The organism is Oscillibacter sp. CU971, assembly GCF_905219725.1.
Taxonomy (GTDB): Bacteria; Bacillota; Clostridia; order Oscillospirales; family Oscillospiraceae; genus Oscillibacter.
This window is the reverse complement of record NZ_CAJMXG010000246.1, coordinates 1-3,931: the sequence shown is the minus strand read 5'-3', so window position 1 is coordinate 3,931 and position 3,931 is coordinate 1. Positions and strand designations below refer to the sequence as shown.

The window sequence follows — 3,931 nt, the reverse complement described above, 5'->3', positions numbered from 1 at the left end:
ATTCCAGTGTGGAGATGAACTTCAACAGGAGATATAAATCCTATTCGGAGATGGTTATTGGCGGAAAGCGGGGAGATATTGACACTGCTGCATCCCGCATGTTCCGGCAGTTATCCGAGGAGCTAATCAACCTGGTGCGTCTCCAGTTTATCATAACGGTAACCTTATATCTGCTGTGTGTCGTGATCCTGCCCCAGATGGGCTTTGCGGGCGGCATCATGCGGATCTATCCGTGTCTGGCCGCAGGATTCTTCATCCTGTTTATCATGTACGCCGCCATTCATTTTCTGTACTATTTTAACGATTTTGCCGGTGCGATTCTCGCTACTGCGGGATTTTGCGCCATAACATTTCTGGGCAGCGTCCTCTCCATGAGGCTGCCGGAGATCTGGTACGGTCTGGGTCTTGTGCTGGGGGCGTTTGCCGGCTGGACGCTGGCCTATATCCGGCTGCGGTGGATTGAACAGAACCTCAACACGCACATCTTCTGCGAGGGCACCTTGCTGCGGCGTGAGAAGCGGGAAATGCCGGATAGCAGGGTCTACGACCGGGAAAACAGGACCGTGTCCGAGTAGAGAGGAGAGGGCCTTGTGACCGTGGATATCCGCTATGAGATGATCGAATATGGAAAGGTTCTTTTCGGATATGTCTTTTTGATGTGGGTGTGGCCCTCTGTTGTATTTTACCGGCACCTTCGCCGCAAACCGCCGGTGTACCGCTTCGGATTCTGCGTTACGGTGGTTCCGGTGTGCCTCAACGGACTGGTGATGGGGTTGGGGCTTTTTCATGCCTTGCGTATGCCGCTGGCGGCGTTGATCCTGGCGGGGATATTCCTCGTGTCTGCCGTCCGCCTGGTGCGGGCTTGCGCATGGGATTTGCCGTTGGCCTTTTCCCTCGCCGGCTCTCCGCGGGGGGCGAACACCGTCTGCCGGGGGCTGTGGGGCATTGTGCTGCTATTCGGGGCGGTGTATTTTACCTATGGCGCCTTTCAAGTCTCCTGCTATGGATACGGAGACTTGTATACACACCACTCGTGGATCTACGGGCTCATGCAAGGGGAAATCTACAAGGGCGGCGTCTACCCGGAGGCGATGCACTGCTTTGTTTACTGTATGCGGGCGCTGTTTGGGATTTCTGTTTTCAGCTGCCTGCGGTTTCTCCAGTGCGTCCATGTGCTGGTATTCCTGGTCTCTGCCGGCTGCCTATTGCGGGAGATGTTCCGCTGGCGCTATACGCCGGTTTTGGCGCTTCTTCTGTTTCTGACTCTGGATGTGCGAGGGGCGGATATGATTACGCCCATGTCCAGGCTGCAATGGACGTTGCCCATGGAATTCGGTTTGCCCTATGTGTTTTTGTGTGTCCTGTTTTTTATACGATACCTCAAGGAAATTCGGGAAAAACCGGAAGATGGCACTGTCTGGCCATGCTGGAAAAGCGAAAATCTGCTTGTATTCACGCTGACCGGAACAGCGGTGCTGAGTATCCACTATTTTGCGGCCATCATGGCGGTTCTCATGTGCCTGCCTGCGGCGCTGTGCGCCCTCCGCAGGGTTCTCCGACACTTTCTGCCCTTTGCGGCGGCGGTGCTCTGTGCGTTTCTCGCCGCAGTGGCGCCTATGGCGTGGGCTCTGGCTGGCGGAACGCCCTTCGAGCCCTCCATCAACTGGGCGCTGGGCACATTGAACGGAGAGTCCGCCAGAGAAAAGCAGGCGATTCTGGAATCCGTGGAGAAAAGCGAAGCGGAAACCGGCCGGGAAGAAAGGGGGATACGGGAGGCAAAACGGCAGGGCGGCATCTATCAAAACGGTTATGAAAGGCTCTATGGAACGGGCAGGGGCGTCCTTTTCCTAGGGCTGAGCGCAGTCTCCCTGAGCCTCTGCCTGGCTGGCAGACTTCAAAAGGCCAGATGGGCGGCGGGTATGGGCTCCGGGTATGTTCCCTTGGTTCTGATGTCGGCGGTTTATATTGTGACCTATGCAATGCCCTATATGGGCTTGCCGCAGATTGTCACGGAGGGCCGCTTCTGCGCTGTGGGACACGTGCTGACCCTGGCAGCGGTGCTGGTCCCCTTGGATGTGGCGGCGTTTCTGGCCGCAGAGCGGTGGGGGGAGCGTCTTTTGGGACGAACGGCCCTTCTGGCGGCAGTTGGAATCTATGCCATGGTGCGCTTCACGGGGAATTACCACGGATTTTTGTACTATGAGTTGTCTCGGTACCCGGCGGCGGTGACCCTGACCCGAGAGATCATGGAGGATCTGGAGCGGGATACGTTTGTGATTGTCTCCCCTACGGACGAATTGTATCAGGTGATTGAGCAGGGAGCCCATATAGAATTGCTGGACCTCCTGGAACATGTGGAGACAGAGCAAGAATATATCCTCTGGCGAGAGAATCTGTTCTTCTTCGTGGAGAAACGGCCGCTTTACTACGCCCAGCTCTATTTCGCTCAGGGGCCCTCCTGGCTGGGCGAGGAGCGGTATCCGGAGGCCAGCCGGGAGGAGTATGAGACTCTGCATCCCACATGGAGGGTCAGCCAGGCACCGGATTTTATTGCGTCGGAAATTTCCGCGGAGAAAGCGGAGCGGGAGGTCGTTGAGACGGACAGCTGGCAGAAATATGTACGGCTGGAGAACCGGGAGGTGCTGGAATCCAGGGCCTATGGGCACTGTATGCGTCTGATGGAAACATACCCGGATCAGATGGAAATTTATTATGAAGATGAAAATTTCATCTGTTTCTATTTTAAACAGGATACAGGAAATTTCTGCAATCTGGCCGTGGAACGGGAGGCGTGAACAGATTTTGGAGGGAGCGGAAAAGCGGGGACTGGTGTCCGTGATCACACCAGTGTTCAATGGGGAGAGATACGTGTCTAGACTGCTGCAGTCAGTATTGGATCAGACATACCCCCATGTGGAGATGATCCTGGTGGATGACGGATCCGAGGATGGCACTGTATTGGCTGCGGAACGATATGGGGAGGCATTCGCCCGGAGGGGCTGGCGGTACGAGATTGTGCGAGCACCTCACAAAAACGCCTCTGCAGCGCTGAATCGGGGACTGCCCCTTGTGCGGGGGACATACCTGATCTGGCCGGACGGAGACGACAGACTGACTCCGGAGTCTATAGAGCTGCGGGTGCGGTTCTTGTTAGAAAATCCCTCTTACAACTGCGTAAGATCCCTTTCCTCTTATTTTGACGACAAAACCGGACTGCCCCTTCAACGGGAGGAGCGACAGGGGGATTTGACAAAGGAGCTGCTGTTCTGGGATGTGCTGGAGGCGAAGACCTTTGTTTGCTGTGGCTGCTATATGCTGAAGACCCGGCCCTTTTTTGAGATCTATCCGGACAGAAGAATCCCGGAGTACGACGTTGGCCAGAATTTTCAGATGCTGCTACCGTTTTTGTACCGCTATCCGTGTCCCACCATCCGACGGGAGCTCTATGAGGTAGCCGTACGGGACGGAAGCAGCTCCAGGAGGAATTTGACGGAGGAAGAGCGGCTCCGGCGGTGCAAGGCGTTTGAGCAACTGGTGGATGAAATTGCCGCCATCTGCGGGATTCGGGATCGTGCGTCAGAGAGACGGCTGCTGTGGTGGAAGATGCTGCGGCGGCTGGATTTGGTGCGGAGTGCGGAAAGGCGTTGCCAAGCAGTGAAGACGCTGTGGAGCGGAGACTGAGTCGCGCACAGGGCGGCGAAAAAGGAAGCGGGGCGTATGATGCTTGCGGTGATTCCGGTAATCGGAATGGGTCTGATATTGCTCAGCGTCCGGCTTCGGGCAGGCGGCAAGCTGAATCCGGATCTCTGCGCCTTATGGAGCGGGGTGGGGTTGTTGCTGCTCCTCCTGGAAACCCTGCCGCCAGTGAGACGCTTTTTGACCGATCTTGAGACTGAGACAATGGGAGCGCTCCTGATTTGCGGAATATTAC

At 56.1% G+C, this 3,931-nt stretch carries 4 protein-coding genes; all 4 read left to right on the top strand.

Going from position 1 to position 3,931, the window contains the following annotated elements:
• A partial coding sequence (pelG, locus tag JX325_RS13360; RefSeq protein WP_204791594.1) for an exopolysaccharide Pel transporter PelG occupies positions 1 to 575 on the top strand: 575 nt, incomplete at its 5' end.
• A 15-nt stretch (positions 576 to 590) separates the two neighbouring features.
• Positions 591 to 2,795, top strand: coding sequence for a hypothetical protein (locus tag JX325_RS13355; protein ID WP_204791593.1), 2,205 nt, complete (start codon positions 591 to 593; stop codon positions 2,793 to 2,795).
• Entirely contained in the window at positions 2,713 to 3,681 is a 969-nt protein-coding gene (locus JX325_RS13350; protein ID WP_374220625.1) for a glycosyltransferase family A protein, read from the top strand. The genes JX325_RS13355 and JX325_RS13350 overlap by 83 nt, the downstream gene beginning before the upstream one ends.
• Before the next feature lie 36 nt (positions 3,682 to 3,717).
• Positions 3,718 to 3,931, top strand: a 214-nt coding sequence (locus JX325_RS13345; RefSeq protein WP_204791592.1) for a hypothetical protein, incomplete at its 3' end; no start/stop codon positions are given.